22 protein-coding genes are annotated in these 21,708 nt (G+C 62.5%); 9 read left to right on the top strand and 13 right to left on the bottom strand.

Annotation, left to right across the window (positions count from 1 at the left end; genetic code table 11):
• The first annotated feature begins 225 nt into the window (after nt 1-225).
• From P9236_RS15010 to P9236_RS14990, 5 genes are all read left to right on the top strand, one after another.
• Complete coding sequence (locus P9236_RS15010) at nt 226-1,008, top strand: 3-hydroxybutyrate dehydrogenase (RefSeq protein WP_278075587.1); 783 nt, start codon at nt 226-228, stop codon at nt 1,006-1,008.
• A 22-nt stretch (nt 1,009-1,030) separates the two neighbouring features.
• Entirely contained in the window at nt 1,031-2,182 is a 1,152-nt protein-coding gene (locus P9236_RS15005; protein ID WP_278075413.1) for a patatin-like phospholipase family protein, read from the top strand.
• A gap of 30 nt (nt 2,183-2,212) precedes the next feature.
• On the top strand, nt 2,213-3,607 hold the full coding sequence (locus P9236_RS15000; protein WP_278075412.1) for an NAD(P)/FAD-dependent oxidoreductase: 1,395 nt from the start codon (nt 2,213-2,215) through the stop codon (nt 3,605-3,607).
• Between the two features lie 237 nt (nt 3,608-3,844).
• Nucleotides 3,845-5,191: an NAD(P)/FAD-dependent oxidoreductase gene (locus tag P9236_RS14995; protein WP_278075411.1), complete on the top strand. Its 1,347-nt coding sequence runs from the start codon at nt 3,845-3,847 to the stop codon at nt 5,189-5,191.
• A 140-nt stretch (nt 5,192-5,331) separates the two neighbouring features.
• The gene (locus P9236_RS14990; protein ID WP_278075410.1) at nt 5,332-6,036 is read left to right on the top strand and encodes a peroxiredoxin-like family protein; all 705 of its coding nucleotides are present in this window, start codon (nt 5,332-5,334) and stop codon (nt 6,034-6,036) included.
• Here P9236_RS14990 and P9236_RS14985 read toward each other — a convergent pair.
• Together P9236_RS14985 and P9236_RS14980 are read right to left on the bottom strand one after the other, a co-directional pair.
• Nucleotides 6,020-6,925 carry a LysR family transcriptional regulator gene (locus tag P9236_RS14985; RefSeq protein WP_278075409.1) on the bottom strand — a complete coding sequence of 302 codons (906 nt, stop codon included), beginning with the start codon at nt 6,923-6,925 and terminating at the stop codon, nt 6,020-6,022. The two genes, P9236_RS14990 and P9236_RS14985, sit on opposite strands and share 17 nt — an antisense overlap.
• Before the next feature lie 148 nt (nt 6,926-7,073).
• A complete protein-coding gene (locus P9236_RS14980; RefSeq protein ID WP_278075408.1) occupies nt 7,074-7,967 on the bottom strand; it encodes a LysR family transcriptional regulator in 894 nt (297 codons plus the stop codon).
• A 108-nt stretch (nt 7,968-8,075) separates the two neighbouring features.
• Between P9236_RS14980 and P9236_RS14975 the strand changes: the two genes are divergently transcribed.
• Nucleotides 8,076-8,738 carry a peroxiredoxin-like family protein gene (locus P9236_RS14975; RefSeq protein WP_278075407.1) on the top strand — a complete coding sequence of 221 codons (663 nt, stop codon included), beginning with the start codon at nt 8,076-8,078 and terminating at the stop codon, nt 8,736-8,738.
• Nucleotides 8,739-8,757: 19 nt separating this feature from the next.
• Nucleotides 8,758-9,990: an MFS transporter gene (locus P9236_RS14970; protein WP_278075406.1), complete on the top strand. Its 1,233-nt coding sequence runs from the start codon at nt 8,758-8,760 to the stop codon at nt 9,988-9,990.
• Nucleotides 9,991-10,117: 127 nt separating this feature from the next.
• Here the strand turns inward: P9236_RS14970 and P9236_RS14965 are convergent, their stop codons facing one another.
• Nucleotides 10,118-10,390 carry a hypothetical protein gene (locus tag P9236_RS14965; protein WP_278075405.1) on the bottom strand — a complete coding sequence of 91 codons (273 nt, stop codon included), beginning with the start codon at nt 10,388-10,390 and terminating at the stop codon, nt 10,118-10,120.
• Nucleotides 10,391-10,825: 435 nt separating this feature from the next.
• Between P9236_RS14965 and P9236_RS14960 the strand changes: the two genes are divergently transcribed.
• Complete coding sequence (locus P9236_RS14960) at nt 10,826-12,256, top strand: NAD-dependent succinate-semialdehyde dehydrogenase (protein ID WP_278075586.1); 1,431 nt, start codon at nt 10,826-10,828, stop codon at nt 12,254-12,256.
• A 73-nt stretch (nt 12,257-12,329) separates the two neighbouring features.
• Here P9236_RS14960 and P9236_RS14955 read toward each other — a convergent pair whose 3' ends face one another.
• On the bottom strand, nt 12,330-13,076 hold the full coding sequence (locus tag P9236_RS14955) for a GGDEF domain-containing protein (protein ID WP_278075404.1): 747 nt from the start codon (nt 13,074-13,076) through the stop codon (nt 12,330-12,332).
• A 240-nt stretch (nt 13,077-13,316) separates the two neighbouring features.
• Nucleotides 13,317-14,018 carry a thermonuclease family protein gene (locus P9236_RS14950; protein WP_278075403.1) on the bottom strand — a complete coding sequence of 234 codons (702 nt, stop codon included), beginning with the start codon at nt 14,016-14,018 and terminating at the stop codon, nt 13,317-13,319.
• Between the two features lie 206 nt (nt 14,019-14,224).
• On the opposite strand from P9236_RS14950, the gene P9236_RS14945 reads away from it, so the two are divergent.
• The gene (locus P9236_RS14945; protein WP_278075402.1) at nt 14,225-14,761 is read left to right on the top strand and encodes a hypothetical protein; all 537 of its coding nucleotides are present in this window, start codon (nt 14,225-14,227) and stop codon (nt 14,759-14,761) included.
• Nucleotides 14,762-14,800: 39 nt separating this feature from the next.
• On the opposite strand, the gene P9236_RS14940 is transcribed toward P9236_RS14945, so the two are convergent.
• The 8 genes from P9236_RS14940 to P9236_RS14905 form a co-directional block, all read right to left on the bottom strand.
• On the bottom strand, nt 14,801-15,364 hold the full coding sequence (locus tag P9236_RS14940; RefSeq protein ID WP_278075401.1) for a hypothetical protein: 564 nt from the start codon (nt 15,362-15,364) through the stop codon (nt 14,801-14,803).
• The gene (locus tag P9236_RS14935) at nt 15,361-15,915 is read right to left on the bottom strand and encodes a L,D-transpeptidase (RefSeq protein WP_278075400.1); all 555 of its coding nucleotides are present in this window, start codon (nt 15,913-15,915) and stop codon (nt 15,361-15,363) included. The genes P9236_RS14940 and P9236_RS14935 overlap by 4 nt, the downstream gene beginning before the upstream one ends.
• Before the next feature lie 64 nt (nt 15,916-15,979).
• The gene (locus P9236_RS14930) at nt 15,980-17,146 is read right to left on the bottom strand and encodes an AAA family ATPase (protein WP_278075399.1); all 1,167 of its coding nucleotides are present in this window, start codon (nt 17,144-17,146) and stop codon (nt 15,980-15,982) included.
• Nucleotides 17,143-17,790, bottom strand: coding sequence for a TadE/TadG family type IV pilus assembly protein (locus P9236_RS14925; RefSeq protein ID WP_278075398.1), 648 nt, complete (start codon nt 17,788-17,790; stop codon nt 17,143-17,145). Before P9236_RS14925 ends, P9236_RS14930 begins: the two co-directional genes overlap by 4 nt.
• 2 nt (nt 17,791-17,792) lie before the next feature.
• Nucleotides 17,793-18,341 (bottom strand): TadE/TadG family type IV pilus assembly protein, encoded by a 549-nt coding sequence (locus P9236_RS14920; RefSeq protein WP_278075397.1) that lies wholly within the window; start codon nt 18,339-18,341, stop codon nt 17,793-17,795.
• Nucleotides 18,342-18,346: 5 nt separating this feature from the next.
• Nucleotides 18,347-19,867 (bottom strand): pilus assembly protein TadG-related protein, encoded by a 1,521-nt coding sequence (locus P9236_RS14915; protein WP_278075396.1) that lies wholly within the window; start codon nt 19,865-19,867, stop codon nt 18,347-18,349.
• A gap of 66 nt (nt 19,868-19,933) precedes the next feature.
• Nucleotides 19,934-20,239 carry a hypothetical protein gene (locus P9236_RS14910; protein ID WP_278075395.1) on the bottom strand — a complete coding sequence of 102 codons (306 nt, stop codon included), beginning with the start codon at nt 20,237-20,239 and terminating at the stop codon, nt 19,934-19,936.
• Nucleotides 20,226-21,671: a type II and III secretion system protein family protein gene (locus P9236_RS14905; RefSeq protein ID WP_278075394.1), complete on the bottom strand. Its 1,446-nt coding sequence runs from the start codon at nt 21,669-21,671 to the stop codon at nt 20,226-20,228. The genes P9236_RS14910 and P9236_RS14905 overlap by 14 nt, the downstream gene beginning before the upstream one ends.
• Between the last annotated feature and the right edge of the window lie 37 nt (nt 21,672-21,708).

The following is a 21,708-nucleotide window of genomic DNA, read 5'->3' as shown; positions in this document are numbered from 1 at the left end:
CGATCTTACTAGTTGCCCCAAGGTCAAACAACCCAGCTTGCGGAGCTGCCTCGTGGCCACACCGATCACACCGCCAGCTATCGAATCCATGTCTCAACGGCATTTCCGCAGCTTCGGGAGCCTCGCCATACTGATCGCGAGAACCACGAACGGTGGGCTTGCCGTCCGTCGTTCGCAACCGGTGGCAGGTCACTGCGGCCACGGCTTCGACAGAAGGAAACGATGATGCTCACAGGAAAGACGGCTCTCATTACAGGTTCGACCAGCGGCATCGGCCAAGGCATCGCCGAGGCCTTCGCGGCCAAGGGCTGCAACGTCGTTCTGAACGGTTTCGGCGCTGCCGCCGAGATCGAGCACCTCCGGTCGAGGCTCGCCGCCGACCACGGAGTGACCGTGCGCTACGACAATGCCGACATGAGCAAAGGCGAGGCGATTACCGCGATGATGGACAAGGCCATCGCCGAATTCGGCGCGGTCGACATCCTGGTCAACAACGCCGGCATTCAGCACGTGGCGCCGATCGACGATTTCCCGATCGAGAAGTGGGAAGCGGTCGTGGCGATCGACCTCATCTCGTCCTTCTACACGATCCGCCGTGCTCTGCAGGCGATGAAGACGCGCAAATGGGGCCGCATCATCAATGTCGCGTCCGCCCACGCCCTCGTCGCCTCGCCATATAAATCCGCTTATGTCGCCGCCAAGCACGGCATGGCCGGCCTGACCAAGACGGTCGCGCTCGAGGTCGCCGAACAGGGCATAACGGTCAATGCCGTTTGTCCCGGCTACGTGCTCACGCCGCTGGTCGAAAAGCAGATCCCGGATACGGCCAAGGCCCGCGGGATCAGCGAAGAGCAGGTGATCAAGGATGTTCTGTTGGCTGCGCAGCCGACCAAGCAGTTCGTGACGGTGGAGCAGGTCGCCGCGCTCTGCCTTTTCCTGGCGTCGGACGACGCGGCCTCGATCACCGGCGCCATCATGCCGATCGAAGGCGGCTGGACCGCCCACTAGACCTGCACCAGGAGCGAAGGCCATGAACAAGTTCACGCGTAACCAGCCCGTTTCCGGGCCGGCAGTCGAGGTCACAAGCCAGGGCGACGTCAAACGCCAGACCGTCCTTGTCCTTCAAGGCGGTGGTGCGCTTGGTGCCTATCAGGCCGGCGTCTACCAGGCGCTCGTCGAAGGCGGCATCGAACCGGATTGGGTCATCGGCACGTCGATCGGCGCCATCAATGCCGCGCTGATTGCCGGGAACGAACCGCAAGATCGACTCCCCAGGCTGCGGGAATTCTGGGACGGCGTCAGCCGGAGCAGTCCAATCGACGAGTTCTTTCGGATGATGGTCCCGAGCAACATCTTCGCCAATACGACCACGCTGACGCGAGGGATACCGGGTTTCTTCGAACCCAACCCGAGCGCGCTGTTCGGGATCAACCGGGAAGTGGGCGTTGAGAACGCCTCCTATTACTCCACGGATCCTCTGAAGAGGACACTCGGCAACCTGGTCGACTTCGACTATCTCAACCGGCGCCATACGCGATTGACGGTCGGCGCCGTCAACGTCACCACCAGCGAGCTCAGATACTTCGACAGCAGTCAGATGCCGCTGTCGGCGGCCCACATCATGGCATCGGGAGCCCTGCCGCCGGCCTTCCCGGCGGTATGCATCGACGGCGAGCCCTACTGGGACGGCGGGGTCTATTCCAATACCCCGATAGAGGTCGTGCTCGACGCGCGACCGCGTCGCGATGCGCTGATCTTCGCGGTCAACATGTGGCAGCCGCGGGGCTCCGAACCAAGATCTATTTGGCAGGTCATGGGGCGGCAGAAAGATCTCCAATACGCCAGCCGTGGCAGAAGCCACGTCGCCCGCCAGGAGCAATTGCATCGGCTCAGGCACGTCGTGCGCGAAATGGGAAAACTCGTCCCGGAGGAGCGACGCGACGATCCGATGTTCAAGGAACTCGCCTCCTATGGTTGCCCGTCGGTCATGCACCTCGTTCGGCTGCTTTCCCCACGCCTCGACGGCGAGGATCACACCAAGGACATCGACTTCACGCGCGCTGGGATCCGCACCCGTTGGCAGGCGGGATACGAGCATGGGCAGCGCGTCCTCTGGCAGAAGCCGTGGGAATGCGAAGTCGACATGCTGCAAGGCATCGTCATCCACGAATCCCAAGAATGAACACTGCCCGAGAAGGAACGGAGCATTCCGATGCAGATCATAACTCCGGGCATGCGGCTCATTCCGGAAGCGGTGCTTGCCAATGACGCAGCGCTTTTTCGCACGATCCCCGAGACACCCTCGCATCGGGACAGATCGCTGCATCGCGTGGTCATCGTCGGCGGCGGTGCCGGAGGGCTGGAGCTGGCGACCCGCCTTGGTCGCAAGTTCGGTCAAGGGCGGCTTTCGGTCACGCTGGTCGACCGCAGCCGCACCCATATCTGGAAGCCGCTCCTGCATGAAGTGGCATCGGGCGCCTTGAGCACGTCGCATGACGCCGTCGAATACATCGCTCACGCCAGCCGCAACCGCTATCGATACCGTATCGGCGAGGTGGTCGGCGTCGACCGTGCAAAGCGCCAGATCTTCGTCGCGCCCAGCTTCGACGATGACGGCACGCAGGTCATCCCGCCGCGCGTTCTTGGCTACGACACGTTGGTCATGGCCGTCGGCAGCGTCAGCAACGATTTCGGCACGCCAGGTGCGGCTCGTCACGCCATCTCGCTCGACACGGCGGAGCAGGCTGCTCGTTTCAACAGGCGCATGATGGACGCGTGCCTGCGCGCCAACGCGCAATATGAGCAGCTGTCGCCTGGCCAGCTCCATTGCGTCATCGTCGGCGCGGGAGCCACCGGTGTCGAGCTGGCCGCGGAATTGCATAAATCGATGCGCGAAATTGCCTCGCACAATCTCGACAACATCGATTTCGAGAGGCTGATCCGCATCACTCTCGTCGAGGCCGGACCGCGCATTCTGCCCGCCCTTCCGGAGCACATGGCCCACGCTTCGGCGAGCCTGCTCATCAAGCTGGGTGTGCAGATCCGATGCGGCATCAAGGTTACCGAAGTCATGGAAGACGGCATCCGGCTTGGCGAAAAGCTGTTCGTGCCGGCCGAACTCGTGGTCTGGGCCGCCGGGATCAAGGCGCCGGATTTCCTCAAAGGTCTGGATGGCCTCGAGACAGATCGCATCAACCGCCTGATCGTGGATGAAACCTTGCGCGCCGTTGGAGACGAGAATGTGTTCGCGATTGGCGACTGCGCGAACTGCGTTCTGCCGGGCGAAGACAGCGCCTTACCGCCACGCGCCCAGACGGCTCACCAACAGGCCGGCCACCTGGTGAAGGTGATTGCAGCACGTCTCGCGGGGCAGGCTGTGCCGGCGTATCGTTACCGCGACTATGGCTCCCTCGTCTCACTCGCCGACTACGGTGCGTTCGGCAGCCTGATCGGAGGACTGAAGATCGAAGGTCTCGTTGCGAGGCTTGCCTATCGCTCGCTGCACAAGATGCATCTCAAGGCAGTGCATGGCCTGGCGAAGACAACTCTGGCGTCGATCGGCGAGATGATCGTCAGGCGCGCCAGGCCGCGGATCAAGCTTCACTGACGCATGTCGCCCAAAAGTGCACAGCGGTTTTGGGAGAACGACATGCATCAAAACAATGAACGCATGTCGCCCAAAAGTGCACAGCGGTTTGGGAGAACGGCATGCATCAAAACCAAAGAACGCATGTCGCCCAAAAATGCGCAGCGGTTTGGGATAACGGCATGCATCAAAACCAGGACTTGAAGCGCGTCGATCGAATCCGTTTCGACCGGACGCGCTTGGCGCGGAGGCGGTGCGGTGGAAAAGTATGACGTCGTCATCCTGGGCGGCGGCAATGCCGGAATGGGCGTCACGGTCGCGCCGCGCGCCGCCGGACTTTCCGTCGCTGTGGTCGAGGCACGCGATCTCGGCGGCACCTGTCCCAATCGCGGCTGCACGCCGAAGAAGGTGTTGGTTGCGGCGGCTCATGCGCTCGACGAGATCGAAAGGGCCGGCAGTCATGCAATCACGGTCGACAGGCCGAGGTTCGATTGGCGAGCCTTGATCGAGCGGGAAAAGGAGATCATCAGGGACATCCCGTCCCGACTGTCCGCGTTGATGGCCAAGCGAGGCGTCGATGTCATCTACGGCGAGGCCGCATTTATCGGCAGCAACGCCATCCGCGTCGGCACCCGAAAACTCGAGGCCAGGAACATCGTGATCGCCACTGGCTCCAAGCCGCGTCCGCTGCCGATCCCGGGCGCCGAGCATCTGACGACTTCCGACGATGTTCTGAGCGATCCTGTGCTGCCGCGTGCGGTGGTGTTCATCGGCGGCGGCGTTATCGCTTTCGAGCTGGGGCATGTCTACGCGCGCGCCGACGTTGAGGTCACGATCCTCGAGGCCCTGCCGCAACTTCTCGGAGGTTTCGACGCGGACGCCGTTGCCCAGCTCCGCGGCGAGAGCGAGCGGCTCGGTATCGGCATTCACACCACGGCTTGGGTCAGGAAAGTCGAAGAGGCCGGCGGACGGCTGCGGGTAAGCTTTGCGAAGGACGGCGTCGAATCCGTGGTGGAAGCGGATCGGGTCGTCAACTGCGCAGGGCGCGTGGCCAATGTCGAGGGCCTCGATCTTGGCGCCGGTGTCGTCGTGCACAGAGAAGGCCGTATCGAAATCGACGATCACCTGCGCTCGCGCTCCAATCCCGACGTCTACGTCTGCGGCGACGCGGTGTGGAACTCCCCGCAGCTTTCGCCGATAGCGACCTATGAAGGCGGGATCGTCGGCCGCAACATCGTCGACGGACCGAAGCATCGACCCGACTACAGTCATATCCCAGCCGCGCTTTATAGCATTCCGGCTGTGGCAGGCGTTGGACTGACTGAGGCCAAGGCAAGGGAACGGGGCCTTCACGTCAAGATCCATGTGAACGACATGCAGAGATGGCTCTCCGCGAGGACCTATGCGGAGGCGGTTGCATGGTCGAAGATCATCGTCGAGGAGACGACAGATCGGATTGTCGGAGCACATCTGGTAGGCCATGTCGGCGAGGAACTGATCCACATCTTCGCGCTTGCCATGAAATACGGGATCCCCGCTCGCGGGCTGTTCGAGATGGTCTGCGCGTTCCCGACTTTTTCGGCGGACATCAGGAATATGATGTAACGCGCCAATCCGAAGTGGCGAATAGAACATGAACCTGGCATGAGTCGATGCACGTGGGGCATCGAAACGATGCATGAAAAGCATGGCAATCGCCGAGGGGTCTCGGTGGTAGGCTACTTGCGACGTGTGAAAGTGCAAACATGGCCGTCGACGACCAGGCAATGACATTCGAGCAGTCCGTCCAGGCCGCCATCGAACTCGATGCGCCTCTCAATGAGCGGCTGGCGGTGATTGCAGCGGCGGTCCGACGCCTGAACTCGGAATTCGCGGACGCCGTTGAGCGGCTGGTGGATCGTCTGGAGAAACAGGGGGCCGGGACCATGGCGCCGGCTCGGGGTGAGGCCATGCCTGGTTTCCTGCTGCCAGACGACGAGGGCAGGCTTGTCAGCTTGGCCGAGATCCTTGCAAGGGGGCCTGCCGTCATCACCTTTCAGCGCGGGCATTGGTGCCCCTATTGCCGCTTGAACGCCATCGGGATCGTCGAGGTGCAGCGGCAGATCGCAGAACTGGGAGGCCAGGTCGTCGTCATCATGCCGGAGCGGCGCAAGTTCGCCAAAGCGATGAAGGCCGCCGTTGGCGCGCAGTTTCCTTTCCTGATCGACATGGACAACGGCTACGCCTTGTCCCTCAATCTTGCGATCTGGGTGGGCGCCGAGATGGAGCGGCTGATGGGTCTCGGGTTCGATCTCCCCAGCTATCAGGGCAACAGCAGCTGGTTCCTGCCGATACCCGCAACCTTCATCGTTGGGACGGACGGCATCATCACGGATCGCTTTGTCGATCCGGACTACCGCCGGCGGATGGACATTGACGACTTGATCGCCGCCCTTAGGCGGGCTCGCTGACGCCGAAGGACGACCAGTCGGCCGATCTCAACAGGTTGAGCAGCGTTGTCGCGACCGGCGAGCGCTGCCTGCCGGCAACCGCATAGACGGAAACGGTTCGCGACAGGTCGAGATCACGAAGCTTCAGCCGTCGGGTGTTCGAAGATCGCGGTGCCGTGAGCGAGACGAAGCCAACCCCGGCGTTCGCCTCCAGCAGGGCTAGCAGGTCCTGGTCGGTCTCGACCTCATGTGCAGTCCGAGGCGAATAGCCTTTTGCGGAAAGGCAGCGCGACAGTTCCTCGCTTGTCTCCCAATCGATCCGGCTGAGCACAGGTTCCGCGGCAAGCTGAGCCAACGCGACGTCGGCCTCGTTGCGGCGGGCCAGCGGGTGATCGGAATTCACGGCGAGTTCGATCCCTTCCTGGAAAAGTGGCCATGCGTCGAGGCGATCCCAGGCCTGACCCAGGGAGCCGGCAACGGCGAGTTCCACTTCGCCGCCCTTGAGCGCCTCTATGACGGCAACTGGCGAGCCGCGGTGGATCTTGAGATGCACGCCGGGATAGGCCCGGAAAAGCTCGGTGAACGGCGAAACCAGCAGCGCGATGTTGATGCTGTTGGAGATCGTCACGTTGAGCGGCGCGACGTCGCTGCTTTGAACTGCCTTGGCCAGTGACTTGGCAGAGGTCGCCGCGTCGTAGCACTGCTGCAGCAAGGGCAGCATGCGCCGTCCAAGTTCGGTCAGGTGCGAATGCTGGCGTTCGCGCCGAAGAAGCTCTCCACCGAGTTCCTCCTCCAGCGTCTTGATGGCTCGCGTCAGCGCGGGCTGGGTGACGTTGCACTCCTCAGCCGCTCTGGTGAAGTTCAACGTGCTGGACAGGGCCAGAAAGTAGCGGACCTGCTGCATCTCCATGAAACTTTCGCCCCCTCAGCGAAATGGTCTATCAGCGATGGCGCATATTGGAAGACTAACCCAATTGATCTCATTGAGCAAAGCGGCCGGCATGCGGCCGAAGTGCTTATTTTGCGATATGGGAGTTCCGACGAACCGTGTCACGGACTTATTGTGAGGAACCGAGTGACTTGCTCAACCAATCGGCGAATCCTCTGGCCCGCTTGCTCGGCTGGCGCCCCGCTGGGAAAAGGGCGTGGATGGGTATGATCGGCAGTGCAAAATCCGGCAGCAGGCGACACAGGCGGCCGTCCTGCAGTTCTGCGTTGAACATCCATCCCGAACCGAATGCCACGCCAAGTCCTGCCACAACGCATGCCGTGACGCCGGCCGAACTCGAGACTCTGATACGGGGGCTTTCGGGCAGGACAAAGCTGACCCGCGGATCGATCAGTTCCTGAAACGTCGCACCGGAACTGTCGGAAGGCCCGAAGATCACTTGGTGCTGCGCCAGATCGGCAGGGCTGCTGGGCTGGCCGTGCCGAGCAATGTAGTCCGGCGCGGCAACTAGCAGCCGTGGCGTCTGCCCGACCTTGCGCGCCATCATGCTGGAATTGTCGAGCAGGCCAAGCCGGATCGCGACATCGGCGCCCTCTTCGGCAAGGTTGCGCCGGCGATCGTCCATCATCAACTCGACAGAGAGATTGGGATGCTCGGCGAGAAGGCTGGGCAGACGAGGAATGAGCGCGCGCACCGCGAATGTAACCGATAGCTCGACGCGCAGAACCCCGCGCAGTTCCTCATTGCCTGCGGCGGTGTCGGCCGCCGCCCCGAGATCTGCCAGCAGCGGTCGGATCTGGTCGAGGTAGACTTGCCCCGCCTCAGTCAGCCCGACCTTGCGACTGGTGCGGATGAGAAGGCGGGCGCCGATGCGCGCCTCCAGGTCGTTCAATATCCGCGACACGGACGGCTGCGAAAGACCGATCTCGCGGGCGACCTGGGAAAGGTTTCCCCGCTCGGCCACCCGCACGAAAACCTCAAGTTCCTGAAGCCTGTCGGCCATTCGTTTTCCGGATGATTGCTATGCTCTCTGGCAAGCTACCCCTCCTTTTGGAAATAGGCGAGGACATTCCGCCGCTAAAAATGCGGTCAAGATTTGGAGTGTTGTCTCATGTCTCTTCAGGAAAAGCTCGACGCCTTCAAAGCCGACTTTGAAGGCAAGGCCCCAAGGCAAGCGGTCGAGATCATGCACCGCGCGACCGCCGAACTCATCGCATCGGGTCAGGCCGGCCAGGCCTTGAAGGCAGGCGCCGTTGCCCCGGCATTCACGTTGTCGGAGGCTGATGGCGGGTCTGTCGCATCCGAAGATCTGCTTGCTCGCGGGCCGTTGGTGCTCAGTTTCTATCGCGGCGTCTGGTGCCCCTATTGCAACATCGAGCTTGGCGCCTTGCAGGAAGCTTGGCCCGCAATCCAGGCTACAGGCGCCCAACTGGTTTCCGTCTCGCCGCAGTCGCTGGCGAACGGCCGCAAGGCCAAGCGCGACAAGAAGATAGATTTTCCGATGCTGAGCGACCCCGGCGGCAAGGTCTCCGATGCTTTCGGCCTGCGGTTTCGCCTGCCGGATGACTTGATCGAGCTGTATCGGAGCTTCGGCGTCGATCTGCCGCTGATCAACGAGGACTCCTCATGGACCTTGCCGATGCCGGCTCGCTTCGTGGTCAGACAGGACGGCGTCATCGCCTACGCAGAAGTCAGTCCGGACTACACACGCAGACCCGACCCAGCCGACCTTTTGCCGGTGCTCAAGCAACTGCAGGGCTCCATCGCGGCCTGAACCGATGGGTATGGACCGCATGGCAGTCGCCAACGTCACCGCAGCCAGCGCCGTCCGGCGCTGGTCGATGCTGGTCGTGATCTCGATCGGTGCATTCCTGCCGATGACCACATGGTTTTCCGCAACGGCGATCGCGCCGCAACTGACGCAATTGTGGGGCCTCTCTCCGGCGGAGGGCGCCTGGGTCACCGGCGCCGTGCAGATCGGCTTTGCCATCGGCGCGTTGGGCTCCAGCATGATTGGCCTTCCGGATATGGTTTCGCTTCGCAAGCTAATCGGCGTCAGTGCTTTGACTGCGGCCGCGGCCAACCTCGGTCTATTGTTCGCACCCTCCGTCGGCTTGCTGCTGGTAGCCCGTTTTGTCACCGGCTTGGCGCTGGCGGGCGTGTATCCACCAGCGGTGAAGCTGGTGTCGACCTGGTTCAGTCGTGGACGGGGAACGGCGCTTGGCGTTCTCCTCGCGGCGCTGACGCTTGGTTCTGCCTTTCCTCATCTAATATCAGCCCGAGCCGCCGAATTGGCGTGGCAGGACGTCATCGTGGCGACCTCCCTCGCGGCACTGGCTGGCGCCTTGTTGATCCTCCGGCTCGGCGAGGAAGGGCCTTGTCCTTTCGCGAGATCGGCATTCGACCCTCGCCACATCAAAACGCTGGCGCGCAACCGCGCGCTCATGCTCGCCAATCTCGGCTATCTCGGTCACATGTGGGAGCTCTACGCCATGTGGGGCTGGATACTGGCCTACATCAGGGCAGGAAGTCTCGACATCGTAGCCGGCAGTTCGCGAGGCGCCTCCCTGCTCGCCTTTTTCGTGGTCGTGTCGGGCGGTATCGGCTCGATCCTAGGCGGGATAGCAGCGGATCGTATCGGCCGAACCGCGACCGCGGCGGCGATGATGGCGGTTTCCGGTCTCTGCGCGCTGACGATAGGCTTGGCCTTTGACGGTCCGTCTTGGCTGTTCGTCACTGTCGCCGTTCTCTGGGGAGTAACCGTGATCGGCGACTCCGCGCAATTTTCGGCGATGGCGACCGAATTGAGCGATCCGCGTTATGTCGGCACCGCGCTCTCCCTGCAGTTGAGCAGCGGCATCGCTCTCACCTTCGTTTCCATCCATCTGACCTCATTCGTGGCGGAGACGGTCGGCTGGCGCTGGAGCTTCCTGATCCTGGCGCCCGGCCCGCTGCTTGGCGTCGTCGCAATGCTGGCGCTGCGGCGCCTGCCAGCGGCACGACAAATAGCGCATGGACTGATGTAGTAGGTTGACCGCGATGCGGAACTTGTTTGCGGAGGCGGCCTCTTCAAAGCTCATCCCTGCGGCGGCCTGGCGGGACGCTTCCGCCAAGGGCGGCCATATACCTCGCAAACAAGCCCCTGGCGCTGCGCTAGTTCGTAGTCAGCGGACCGGCGCGGTTTTCGGCAATCCACCGAGCCTGTGCGCCGCCCCGGTTCCGGATATCGCCGATATGGTGAAGCTGGCGGCCAGTATTGCGGTCCACCGGGACCACCCGGCCATTGATGCTGACCCGGACGGATGGGTCGGCCTCGGCGGCGACTGGCGTGCCACCGCCGACATGGATGATCAGTCCTTCGGCTTCCGGTTTCTGACGCGGTTTCCTGGACGCCGAATAGTTACCGCCGCTGATCTGGTCGGCCAAGCGCACAATCGTCGAGCGGTTCTGTTTCGATCAGTCGCTTGACCTGAACATCCTCACGCCGCGGGCCATCCCGCTTGGAGATGATTTCGACCATGAATCCTCCCAGATTCACCCGCCGCTTCGTGCCGGGGTCGCGTCTTCTTTTTCTGACCCTACACGACCTCGGTTATTCACCGTTCGTTCGTTGGCTAGCACGAAAGTGTCCAGCTGGTAGCAGGTGGCTGCTACAGGCCGCTTGAGGTCCGCGAATTCGCGTCGATGGCTTCGAAGGCCGCCAGCTTGATCAGGTGGGTCTACCGCCATCTTTCCCAGGCCCTATGAGAGGTAGGGATGTGCGGCATACAGGTTGGCGATTGATACCCATCAACTTGCTTGAGGAGGAAACCGGTATTGCCCCTGTGCCCGCCGATCATCCGCCACCTGAAATCCCCCGACCTGTTCGGCGCGATCGATCGTGTGCCGGTAATTGGCGCGCCGCTGAGCGGGCGCACGTTCGAGGTCTTCAATCCCTCGACCGGCGAACTGCTGGCGGAACTTCCCGACATGGGTATCGAGGAGACGCGCGCGGCGATCGACAGGGCCTATGTCGCCCAGGCCGAGTGGGCAGGGCTCACCGCCCGCGAGCGCAGCGAAATGCTGTGGCGATGGCATCAGCTGATCGTCGACCACACCGACGATCTCGCCGGGATCCTCACCGCGGAGATGGGCAAGCCGCTTGCCGAAGCCAAATCGGAGGTCTCGCATGCGGCGGCGTATCTGCAGTGGTATGCCGAGGAAGCCAATCGTATCTATGGCGAGACGATCTCGGCGCCGTCGACGGACCGGCGCATGCTGGTGATCAAGCAGCCGATCGGCGTCGTCGGCACGATCACGCCGTGGAACTTTCCAGCATCGATGGTGGCGCGCAAGATCTCGCCGGCGCTGGCGGCGGGCTGCGCCATCGTGCTGAAGCCTGCCGAACAGACGCCGCTTGTCGCGGGCGCCATGTTCGCGCTCGCCGCCGAGGCCGGTTTTCCCGACGGTGTCGTGAACCTTGTCTACGCCTCCGAGGGCGCTGCGGTGGGGCGTGAGCTCTGCCACAATCCCAAAGTGCGCAAGATCAGCTTCACCGGATCGACCGAGGTCGGGCGGCTGCTGATGCGCCAGTGTGCGGACCAGATCAAGAAGGTCAGCCTCGAGCTGGGCGGCAATGCGCCTTTCATTGTCTTCGACGACGCCGACATCGATGCCGCCGTGGACGGCGCGATCCAGGCGAAGTTCCGCAATGCCGGTCAGACTTGCGTTTCGGCGAACCGCCTTTACGTGCAGTCGGGCGTTCATGACGAGTTCGTCGATAAATTCGTGGAACGGGTTCGCCAGCTTCACGTTGGCGACGGTTTCGATCCCGGTGTCGCCATAGGCCCGCTGATCGACAGGCGTGCCCTGGCCAAGATCGAATCCCATATCGCCGACGCCGTGGCAAAAGGCGGTGCGATCCGGTGCGGCGGAGGCCGGATTGGCAGCGACGGCACATTTTTCCAGCCGACGGTCCTCACCGATATCTCCAGCGCGATGACGGTGGCGCAAGAGGAGACCTTTGGACCGTTGGCCCCGGTCATCCGCTTCGAGGATGCGGATCAGGTGGTGCGTGAGGCCAACGACACGATCTACGGCCTCGCCGCCTATTTTTATGCTTCCAACCTGAAGCGCGTCTGGCGCGTGGCCGAGGCCCTGGAATATGGCATGGTGGGAATCAACACCGGACGTATGTCTTCTGAGGCCGCGCCTTTCGGCGGCATGAAGCAGTCCGGCATCGGGCGGGAAGGATCCCGCCACGGCCTCGAGGATTACCTCGAGATGAAATATCTCTGCATGGGCGGCATCTGAGGCTTAAACGACCAGGGTGCCTTTGAACGATGTGCCCCGGAATGATCGCCCCAGGCAGGTCTCCGCTCGCAGGTCAGTTGCTGACATGCGACAACGCCAGGTCAGCCTCGTCCTGAGCCTGCAACAGAAGTTCCTCCGCGGACCGGAACATGTCCTCGAACGCCAGTTCATGCTCGAAGACAACGCCGCCGGCGCGGACGGTGAGCACGTCCTTGTCGCCTTTCGGCGCAAAATAGATCTGGCCGACCGCCTGTCGAATGCGTTCGCCGACCTCCTTGGCGTCCTGCTTCGTCGCGCCGGGAAGGAAAACCCCGAACATCGAATTTCCGAGCCGGCCGATCAGGTCGTCCTTGCGCACCGAGGATCGGATAGCCGAGGCGATGAGCCGCAAGGCTTCGTCGCCCCATCCTAGGCCGAAGCGCAGGTTGATCGACGCAAGATGTTCCGGGTGGATGACGAGGAAGGCGCCGGAGCGCGGGCCGGCCGGCCGCGCCGCCCTTCTGTCGACCATCGACGTGAACACCGTCCCGTTGAGGCAGCCGGTCAGCCGGTCGTAGGTGCCGGACCTCGTCAGTTCCTGCCGGTAGCGGCGCACCTCGATCTCTCTCCAGCCGAGCAAGGCAAATAGCGGCAGGCCGATGATGATGGGCAGCAGCGTCGCGGTGATGACGCTGCGGCCGAATGGCGTCAACGCGTCTATGAACAGGAGCAGATAGTTGAGGCCAAGCGACAGCCCCACGCAGCCGACGGTGCCCAGCAGGGACAGCCAAACGACATGCTTCCATGCTTTTGCCGGCGCGGTCTGTGTTTCTATGCTCACTGGCCAATCTCCCGTTGGACGCATTGGCTTAAAGGCCGTGTGTTACGATTTCCGTTTCAGCAAGGCCTACAATTTGAAGGAAATCAGAGTCTTTCTCCCTTGATGCGCCGGCGGTTGCACCCCGTTCTCGCTTGATGATCCGATTCGGCCACTGAAACAGGTCAGCGCTTGGTAGGATCGCTGAACTCATTTGACCATTCCGTTTTTACGCAATTCCGAACCGAAGGCGGCTCGAGTGCTTTATTGCGGCGGGCCGAAGATGCCCATCTTGGCGCCCCGGGCCACGGATTCGGCCTTGCCGTAGATGCTCGAAGGCGAAGCCATGGCCCAGCCATTGGCAACGAGCCAGGCGCCGACATCCTGCTTGCCGAGCATGCAAGGCGCGGCGATGGCGAAGCGGTCGACATCGGGCGGCAGCAGGCATTTCAGCGCCCGGCCGCGGATCCAGGCGTTGAAAGCGGCGCGTGCGCGCTGACCGCAGGGCCAGACGGCATCGCCGAACGCGCAGGTCCTGCCGGGGTCGATATCGACGGTCCCGCTGATTATGACCCGGCGCCCCATGGCTTCGAAGATCGACGACGAGGTGGCGACCGGACGGTAGAGCAGCGTCCCGGGCCAGTCCTGTGGCATCGGCGTCTTCAGTGGCGAGGCGAGGCCGAGCTTGCCGAGCGGGGGTCGGGGCTCGATGCGCTCGATGCCGGATGCGTCGAGCGGTGGCGGCGCGATCAGGTTCTCGGCTATCCTTCGCGCCGGCTGACTGGGCCGCGCGTCGTGAATGGGGGCGTGAGGAGTGGGTCTGCCCTCGCCGGCATCCTGGGCCGGCGGCGAGGGGAGGTCGGGCGGCAACCAGTGCCTGGACCCCGCAATCAGCAGCGCGCCGGCGACCAGTCCGAGGCTGCCCAGCGTCGCGGCAAGCCGGCCGATCGATCTTACCTCGCCCATAAGCGCGCCCTCGCGGACCGGTTCCAACTGTCGATGATGCTGCCCGAACGCAATCCGCTCTGCCTTGTCAAACGGCACCGCACCTTCGCCGCGTCATACGACTATACATTAGCCACCGGCGACATTGCTTGAAAAGCAAGGCGTTGCGTTAAGTCCCGCGCAACCAATGCAGCCTATATTCAGGCATCGGATGTCGAGGGGATGACATGACGCGCAAGCCGACACTGCTCTTTGCCTTCCCGGCCCTCATGCTTTTCCTGCTGGCGGCGGAGCGAACGGCGACATTCCTTCTCGGAACCTATTCGGCTAGTCCCGCCATGTGGCGCGTCTGGCTCGAGCTGCGCCCTTTCTCGACGATGTTCTGGCAGCAGGTGGACTTGTATCTCGGCGGTTCGATGGCCCTCGACGCCGCCATAATCTTCGTCGCCTCGGCCGCCTGCTGGATGGCCTGCCAGGCCAAAAGATCCGCCGGCTTCTTCCTTGCCAATCATGCCGCCCTGATGTTCGCCGGGCTGATGATCGCGGCCGGCAGCCACTCGGAAACGGCGAGCACGATTGCTAGCTTCACCGCGCCGCGCGGCCTGCAATTTTCGCTGATGATCGACTTCAGCTTGAAGAACTGCTTGGTGCTGTGCCTAGGGCTGGCGGCCTGCGCCTATTGCCATGTCGCTTTCCTGCGCGAAGCGAGGCTGCGCGCGGAAGCCCGCGCGATCCGCATCCTGGCGCTGCAGCGCGATCTTTAAGCCGTCCCCGGGGGGCCGAACGGGCGTTCCGCCGCCGCGTCAGTTGATCTTCTTGTAATAGACCTTGCCGTCGGCTTGCTGGATGCGCTGGTAGGACGGGTTGGGTCCAGGCGGCGACACCTTCCTTTTGAACGCGGGCGAGGCATCGGCGGAGTCCGGCTCGGCGGGATTTTCGACGGCTGATGCATCGGCCACCGTCGTGCCGGCGAAGGCGGGCTCCGGCACCGCGCGTGGCATCTCGGCATCTGTGGCGGCGGGCTGGCCCTGCTCCAGATGGGCGATATTGCCGTTGATCCGGCCGAAGCTCGCCTGCAATTGCCGGTCCAGCGTCTCGAACCGGCTCTGGAAGCCGTTGTTGACCGTGTCGATGCGGGCGCCGATCCGCTGCTCAAACTGGCCGAGCTGGTCCAGCCGCGCCTCGATCGCCCTGAGGTCGTTGACGCCGCGATAGAGATAGATGGCGGCCGTGACGTTGACGAAGGTGACGAGCGCCGCACCTGCCATGACGGCGCCGATGGTCACCGCCCGGTTCGGCCTGCCCGGGGCTTTCTCCCGTTCGCCGAGTTCGATAGCCGGAATCTCCGGTTCGCCGATCATTGTCATTCAACCACCACCTTTGCGCCCACAGCGACGCGTTTGAAGAGATCGATCACGTCCGTGTTCGTCAGCCGGAAGCAACCGGAAGTGCCGTCGAAACCGACGCCCTTCGGATCGTTCGTGCCATGGATGCGATAGAGCGTGTCGCGGCCGTCGCGCGACAGATAGAGCGCCCTGGCGCCGAGCGGATTGTAGGGGCCGGCAGGCACCATCGCCGGCAGTTCCGGCTGGCGCGCGCGCATCTCCTTCGGCGGGCGCCATTCCGGCCATTCGGTCTTGGATGTGACCTTGACCGTGCCGGTCCATCCGAAGCCGTCGCGGCCGACGCTGATCTGATAGCGCAGCGCCTGGCCTGGGCTCGTCACCAGATAGAGCGCCTTCTCGTTCTTGCGAATGATGATCGTTCCGGCCTGCTCGCCGGTCTGGAAGGCGACCGTCTTGCGCAGGCTGGGACCCATCGCAGGGAGCGGCGGCAGGCTCGATCCGGCTGCGGCGCGGTCGCAGGCCGGTGCGAGCGCAATGCCGATCAGGCAGGCGCCCGCAAGGCGTGTCGCCATCCACCGCATGTGCCTTGCCGCGATTGCGGACGCAAAACCGCTGCGCATCTTTCCTGGAATTGCGCTAGCGCTGCTGGGCATTGTCCAGCCGCTCCTTGAACATGCGCTTCAGGTCCTTGTTGAAGCGGGCCCGCCCATCCACCTCGGAGGGCAGGATGGCGCGGTTCAGCGCGTCGGCGAGCAGCGCGTTGTCCAGCGCCAGCGACTTGATATGCGGCGCCTTGAAGATCTTCTCCAGCTCGCTGCGCGAGAAGTGGTTGCCGAACCATTTGCGCTTGTGCTTGTTGGCGACCAGCGTGATCGAGACGCCATTGCCGCGCAACTCGCGGATCTTCTTGTAGAGCCGCTTGCCTTGCCGGAGCGACGCGACGTTGAGCTCGAAGACGATGAAGATCTCGTCGCTGGTCCGCAGCACCGATTCGTGCCACGGCGTCTCGATGTTGGGCAGGTCGATGACGATGTCGTCGAAGCGGTAGGCGACGAGGTCGAGCAGCCGGAAGACGAAATCGGCGCCATGCGGCTCGAACGGCAGCTGCGGCCGCTCGAAGGAATAGAGCGTGAGGCCGGAGGGCCGCGACAGCTTGATCACGTCCATCAGCTCGACGTCGAGCCGGTCCGGCTGGCCGATGATGCCGGTGAGATCGAACTGGTTGAACTGGTTGAGATAGGCGCCGCAATTGGCGCTCTGGAAGTCGAGGTCGACGAGGCAGGTCGAGGCCGCCCGCTCGGCCGACTTCGAGGCGAGATGCTCCGCCGCCGAGATCGCCAGCGTGGTCGCCCCGGCGCCGCCGCTGGCGGCGATGAAGGTGACGATGCGGCTCTTCGTGCCCTGGCTGCCGGTGTCGTGAAAGGTGACGGCGTTGAGCAGCTCCTTGGGATCGAGCGGCTTGTGCAGCCAGTCCGACGCGTTCATGCGCACCAGCACGCGCGTCTGCTCGGACGAAAGTTCGCCCGAGACCGCGATCAGCGGAACCGATGACCACTTGGAGCGCGCCTCGACGATCGCGCTGTCGCCGAGAAGCTCGCCGCTGCCGAGGTCGAGGATGATGATGCCCGGCCGCGCATCGACCGGCGGCCCCTTCAGGAACTCGACGGCTTCCGAAACCCTGACGTCATAGATCGCCAGCGCGTCGAGCCGCGTCGTCACATCGCGCCTGAAATTCGGATCGGACGAGAACAGTGCGACCTGTTTTCGCTTCGTGGGCAGGACTCTGGTGTCGATGGCGTTCATGATGGCGCGCTCGTTTTCAGGTCTTCGCCCGTCACAGTGCTCAGCATGGAGGGCATGTTGATGTTGGCAAAGCCCATCAGTCCCTGGAGGAAGAAGAACTGGAAGGTCCGGTTCTGAAGGCTGACGGTGATGGTCGGAATGGGACCACCCAACCGGGTCTGAAATCCTAGTCCTGTTGCCGCATAGGTTATGACGACGTTGTCACGTTGAAGGCCCGGAAAGAAATGGCACATGCCGGGCCGCTGAGTGCCGGTTAGAGCTGGACACGCATTGTCGTTGGTGACCGCCGTGTCCCCTCTGAAGATGCGACTGAAGGCATTGGCGTCGAAGTTGGCCGAGTTGCCACTACAGGCACCGGTGCTCCCGGTATATTTGCAGACGAATGGAGCATAGGCGCCGGCTACCACTGGCGCCCCTGGCACCGAGGTCGGTGCCGCTGCGGCAAGCACGGTTGCCTTCACCACCGGATCGGAAATCGAGGCCAGCCTTGCGCCGACCTGTACGGCCTTTGTCGCGGCATTCCACTGAAAAAACGCGTTGCCGAAGTCAACGAAACCGAGCGTCAGCGCAAAGAGCAGGGTCGAGACTATAGTCATCTCGACCATTGCCGCACCGTCTTGGGATTTTACGAAACGTCTGATCATCGTCAGAATCGGATCAACCGCTCCTCGTGGTAACCGGTCAGCGTGATCGTACCGATGCCAACTAACGAGAGCAGGCCAACGCCGCTGTAAGCGTAAGTACCGTCTGCGCGGACAATGCAGACCTGCGGAGTGACTGAGCGGTACTGGGTGACGCCGGAAACGACCGCGTCATGGCAGGAGCCGCTTGCGCCTATGGTCACTGTCACATCCGATTTCTGCCAGCCATTTACGCGCGGGCTGTCCGTCACCTTGCCACTAACTACAGTCAACGAGGCCTTGCCGTACACTGCGATGTTGGTCGCGATATCGGCGCAGTCGATCGCCGGCCAGCCGACGTCGGTGTACATCTGGCTGTTGCAGCGAGCTCCAAAACGGGCCGCGTCCGTCAGCCCCGCTTCCATCAGCAGTTTGTCGTGGATCAGATTGCCGAATTCGAACACGCCGGCCGACAGAACAAGCATCAGCGGTGCGACAAGAGTCATTTCGACAAGCACTGCACCACGCTGGTCTTGGCGGAATTTCGTCAGATGGCGTACGGCCTTTCGCAACATCACCATCACCTGTAGAGCTGCGCTTCGTCGCGGAGGTAGTTGTCGAGCGTGCCACGACCGCCTTTGCCGGTGATGTCGACCAGTTCAACATAGATGTTCTTCCCGTCCTTAACCGGCTCCGTAATGAAGAAACTGCCAAATCGTCTGACGGGAACAGTTGCGCGGCCCTTGAAACTTACGCCGCTAGCCTGCAACGCATTGCAGTCCAGGATCGCGCCGTAGAGCAAGCGGCGGTCGGTGGTGGTGATCGGAGCACCTGCTGCTGCTGGCGGGGTGCCTCTTTCGCCGCCGACCGAGGCGTCGCCGACAATGCTGTCGGAACTATTGCCGTCGCCATTAGGATCGATCTCATAGCGATAGACCTCGTAGCGCGTCGGGAGGTCGGCGCCAGTGCCCGATAGGGCTGCGGGGACGGCACGCGTCGGATGGTTGACGGACCAGTAGCGTGCGAAGTTCCAGTCCCCCTCGCCCATACGGCCGCCCATCATCGTGCAGTTGCCGGCGATCTGGCACGAGTCGCGCTCAAGTCCGACCCCCTTGTTGACATCCGTCTCGTAGTCGACCTTGTTGCTCGCGACATACTGGTCCCAGTTCTTTGCGCCCTTGCGCACGTTGACCGCAGGGCCATCCGAGTAGTTCGAGGAGTTGATGCCGAAGCGCGAGTTGATCCCGTTTTCCACAGGGCCTGAGTTCTGCCCGGGCTCGGTCTCTACGCCGTCGCGAGAATAGCAATTCTGCGGCTTGGAGTCCGCGAGCATCTTCTCGAGTTCCTTGGCCCCCGTACCAAACGGCGAAGAAAGGAAAGCAAAGTTGCCGGGTGCGTAGAAGCCGTCCCCGCGCAGGACGATTTGCCGACGACGATACTGTCTGGTTTGTGCCGCCTGTTCCAGTGTCACGCCACCAGTTATGCTGGTATCTTCGTACGGATTGCACATGAAGACTGGGGTGTAGTCGCAAACGCTCGACGTGAAGCCCGCGACGGCGGTAGCTCCGACGTTGAAACTGTTGCTGGCTGAGTTTCCAGTGAGGAATGAGGCTGGGAAGATGGCCGCAAAGCCCGTGGGGGCTACAGTCACTTGGACGAAACGCGTCTCCAGTTCTCCCGCCGCAGGATCGGTGTTGGCATAATTTGCCGAGGTGATGGCGACGTTGTCGTTGGGAAGAGTTTTCAGGAAACACCATGAGATGTTCCCAGCGCTGTTGCATCGCAGCGTACCGCCCGGTTGGCCCGAAGTCAGAGTAAACCTTCCATTCGGCGCGGCCGTCGAAAAATGACCTTCGTTGCTGACCAACGTTGCCATCGCGCGCTCGGCCCGCGCCCAAGCGCCAGTAGTCCCGTCGAGTTCAGCCGCTCCGGCAAGCGCTAGGGCATCGGCGCCTTTCTGTAGATCGTTATGCATGTTGTTGACCCGGCTCATGTCAATCGCCAGGAGCGAAAAACCGATGATTGCCGGCAACATGATACTGACAAGGACCAGAGCTATGCCTCTCTGATCGCGCCAGAATCTGCGTATGGTCCCCAACATGACCTTACTCGCTGTCCTTCTGCGCCTGCCCTCGTCGCCTAGCGCGTTTGTCTCCGCATCCTCTGTTCAGTTCAGCGGCGTGCTTGCGCCAGCCTGGCCGACATTCACTGTCATGTTCGTTGCTGGCGCCGATGACGGCGTCGGCGGTATCTTGTATTTCTGCACGACACCGACGGATCGAGCGCCATCGCCCTCGATCTTCGTGTTGTTCGAAGCTGGATTGTATGGGTCGACCGTCTGCAGCAGCTCGTTGGCCTTCTGCGAGTCGCCTGATGCCAACGTCATCGTGTCGTAATTGTTCAAATAGTCCGCCGCGCAGCCCGCGAGCAGGCTGGAGCCGAGAAGGACGATAAGGAGCTTATTTCTTGACATAGACCAGCTTGTCCTTCGATTTCACATCCAACATGTGGCCGTAGGGGCCGGTCACGCCGTCGCCCAGCTCATACTTCCTGATCATATCCTTGCTGACCTCGAGCTGGCCGAGCAGGAAAAGCTCCGGATCGTTGGCCGGCTTGGTCTTGTCGAAAGGTGTCGCCAGCTGCTCGCCGGGCTTCACCGGCCGCACCAGATGCGGCGTGACGATGACGACCAGTTCGGTCTCTTTCTTCTGCGTGCTCGAATTCCTGAACAGCGCCCCGACAATCGGAACTTGACCGAGCCAAGGCACCTGTTCCTGCAGCCTTGTGTTCTTGCTTTGGAGCAGTCCACCAACCGCGAAGCTCTGCCCATCGCGCAGGTCGACCACGGTCTGCAGCTTGCGGCTGGTGAAGATCGGATCGCCGGCGGGCGTGAAGTCGGTCACATCGCTGACTTCCGGCGCCAGCTTCATGTGGATCTTCCCGTCGTCCAGAACCACCGGTGTGAAGTTCAGAGCCACACCGAATTGCTTGTAGTCGATTTGGACCTGACCCAAAGCGCCGACGGTGCGGATAGGGACTTCGCCACCAGCATTGAAGCTGGCGGTCTCGCCGGAAACCGTGGTGAGATTGGGTTCGGCCAGCGTGCGCACCAGCCCCTTCGCTTCGAGCGCTTCGATGTACAAGTCCACTTTAACATTGCTGTCGATGACGCGCGTAAGCAGTGCTCCGAACGGACTGGCATTGGACAGAAGACCACTGAGCAAGGTACCCGACCCGAGCACCACGTTGTCTTTATCCACCGCGGCTATGCCGGTTCCGACTTTTGTGGAGCCGTCTCTATTCGTGCTCTTGAACGACACACCAAGATCGCGGCCGGCATTGCGACTTGCCTCCAGGATGCGGACCGAGAGATTGACCTGCTCGCTGTCGTCGATGGTGACGGCATTGATGATGGCGTCGGGGCCATATTGCTGCGTCACCTCGACGATCTGCGCCAGCGTGGCGGCGTCCTTGACGTGGCCGCTCAGCCGAACCTTGCCGTTGATCGAACCGATCTCGATGCGTGCCCTCGGCGCCACCTGGCGGATCGCGGCCGCCATGTCGCTGACATCCTGGCCGACCTCGATCTGGAGGGTGCCTAGCGAACGCTTGTCGTCGGAGAACAGGTTGACGGTGGTCGTGCCGACGCTCTTGCCGATGATGTAGAGCGTCTTATCGGTCATCGGCTGGGCATCGGCGATCTTTTCGTCACCGACGACTATGTCGCCAAGCGTGGCGTTGACTGTGATCGTCGCGGATTGTGAAACGGGCACGAACACGCGGTGCAGCGAAGGGCTCGACACATCGATGAAGCGGTCAGCCGCCCAGGCCGAATGGTCCAATATCGCCGATACGCCAACAAAGGATAGCGCGGCCGCCGCTATCCGAACCCAAAACCCTTGCATTCCCCGTCTCCCCTCTGCTGCCGGTGGCAGCCCGCCG

The sequence above is a fragment of the Mesorhizobium sp. WSM4884 genome (genome assembly GCF_029625675.1).
GTDB lineage: Bacteria > Pseudomonadota > Alphaproteobacteria > Rhizobiales > Rhizobiaceae > Mesorhizobium.
This window is presented reverse-complemented; position numbering and strand designations above follow the sequence as displayed.

Bases quoted from the DNA above. Each gene is read 5' to 3' on its own strand.
- P9236_RS15010 (WP_278075587.1), top strand. From the start codon at position 226: ATGCTCACAGGAAAGACGGCTCTCATTACAGGTTCGACCAGCGGCATC.
- P9236_RS15005 (WP_278075413.1), top strand. From the start codon at position 1,031: ATGAACAAGTTCACGCGTAACCAGCCCGTTTCCGGGCCGGCAGTCGAG.
- P9236_RS15000 (WP_278075412.1), top strand. From the start codon at position 2,213: ATGCAGATCATAACTCCGGGCATGCGGCTCATTCCGGAAGCGGTGCTT.
- P9236_RS14990 (WP_278075410.1), top strand. From the start codon at position 5,332: ATGGCCGTCGACGACCAGGCAATGACATTCGAGCAGTCCGTCCAGGCC.
- P9236_RS14985 (WP_278075409.1), bottom strand. From the start codon at position 6,925: ATGGAGATGCAGCAGGTCCGCTACTTTCTGGCCCTGTCCAGCACGTTG.
- P9236_RS14980 (WP_278075408.1), bottom strand. From the start codon at position 7,967: ATGGCCGACAGGCTTCAGGAACTTGAGGTTTTCGTGCGGGTGGCCGAG.
- P9236_RS14975 (WP_278075407.1), top strand. From the start codon at position 8,076: ATGTCTCTTCAGGAAAAGCTCGACGCCTTCAAAGCCGACTTTGAAGGC.
- P9236_RS14970 (WP_278075406.1), top strand. From the start codon at position 8,758: ATGGCAGTCGCCAACGTCACCGCAGCCAGCGCCGTCCGGCGCTGGTCG.
- P9236_RS14950 (WP_278075403.1), bottom strand. From the start codon at position 14,018: ATGGGCGAGGTAAGATCGATCGGCCGGCTTGCCGCGACGCTGGGCAGC.
- P9236_RS14945 (WP_278075402.1), top strand. From the start codon at position 14,225: ATGACGCGCAAGCCGACACTGCTCTTTGCCTTCCCGGCCCTCATGCTT.
- P9236_RS14940 (WP_278075401.1), bottom strand. From the start codon at position 15,364: ATGACAATGATCGGCGAACCGGAGATTCCGGCTATCGAACTCGGCGAA.
- P9236_RS14935 (WP_278075400.1), bottom strand. From the start codon at position 15,915: ATGGCGACACGCCTTGCGGGCGCCTGCCTGATCGGCATTGCGCTCGCA.
- P9236_RS14930 (WP_278075399.1), bottom strand. From the start codon at position 17,146: ATGAACGCCATCGACACCAGAGTCCTGCCCACGAAGCGAAAACAGGTC.
- P9236_RS14925 (WP_278075398.1), bottom strand. From the start codon at position 17,790: ATGATCAGACGTTTCGTAAAATCCCAAGACGGTGCGGCAATGGTCGAG.
- P9236_RS14920 (WP_278075397.1), bottom strand. From the start codon at position 18,341: ATGTTGCGAAAGGCCGTACGCCATCTGACGAAATTCCGCCAAGACCAG.
- P9236_RS14915 (WP_278075396.1), bottom strand. From the start codon at position 19,867: ATGTTGGGGACCATACGCAGATTCTGGCGCGATCAGAGAGGCATAGCT.
- P9236_RS14910 (WP_278075395.1), bottom strand. From the start codon at position 20,239: ATGTCAAGAAATAAGCTCCTTATCGTCCTTCTCGGCTCCAGCCTGCTC.
- P9236_RS14905 (WP_278075394.1), bottom strand. From the start codon at position 21,671: ATGCAAGGGTTTTGGGTTCGGATAGCGGCGGCCGCGCTATCCTTTGTT.